The sequence below is a fragment of the Rhodococcus gannanensis genome, from assembly GCF_042681175.1.
GTDB classification, from domain to species: Bacteria; Actinomycetota; Actinomycetes; order Mycobacteriales; family Mycobacteriaceae; genus Rhodococcus_G; species Rhodococcus_G gannanensis.
Genome location: NZ_JBHUFB010000014.1, coordinates 1 through 826, shown reverse-complemented (window position 1 = coordinate 826; position 826 = coordinate 1). Strand labels below are relative to the sequence as shown.

Here is an 826-nt window from a genome sequence, read left to right as displayed (position 1 = left end):
CTAGTAGGACTTTGTTAGGTCTGCCACAGCTGGTGTGGGAGCTCGAGTTTCGGAGTGGTTCTCGAGACGATGACCGGGTGGATGCTGCAGCCCTGTCCGAGGTCGATGTACGTCTCGACTCCTTCGTCGGCGAGGTGTTCTCGTCGTTGTCCCGGAAGGACAGGGTGGCGACGGCGGGGGTATACACACGGGGGTTGATGCTCGCCGGTGAGCGCAAGTCGATGCAGCCCATGGCGCAGCGGCTCGGTGTCGATCATCAGCGGTTACAGCAGTTCGTGACCAGTTCGCCGTGGAAGGTCGAGCCTGTGCGGATGACGCTCTCGCGTAAGGCGTGCGAGGTGATCGCACCGGATGCGTGGGTGGTCGACGACACGGGGTTCGGCAAGGACGGCGACTTCTCGCCGTGTGTCGCCCGGCAGTACTCGGGCACGCTGGGCAAGGTTGGGAACTGTCAGATCGCAGTCAGTGTGCACGCCGCATCCGATGACGCCTCGTGCCCGTTGAACTGGCGGTTGTTCGTGCCGAAGAGCTGGGACGAGCACTGCGCCGACGACCCCGCCGCCGCGAATGCGGTCGCGGCACGCAGGAAGAAGTCGGCGGTCCCCGACGGGGAACGGCACCGACCGAAGTGGGAGATGGCGGTGGAGATGATCGACGAACTCCTCGCCTGGGGCCGGCCCCGACCCCAGGTGGTGGTGGCGGACGCGGGCTACGGTGAGGGCGCCCAGTTCCGTGCCGCCCTCACCGACCGCGACATCCCCTACATGGTGGCGGTCAAGGCCGCGACCAGCGTTTATCCTGCCGACGCGGTACCCGAGACGCCGCC

The 826-nt window shown here is 66.3% G+C and carries 1 protein-coding gene; it reads left to right on the top strand.

Annotated features, from left to right (window positions below):
* Nucleotides 1-77: 77 nt before the first annotated feature.
* On the top strand, nt 78-826 hold a 749-nt coding region (locus ACFSJG_RS19375), incomplete at its 3' end, for an IS701 family transposase (RefSeq protein WP_378486882.1).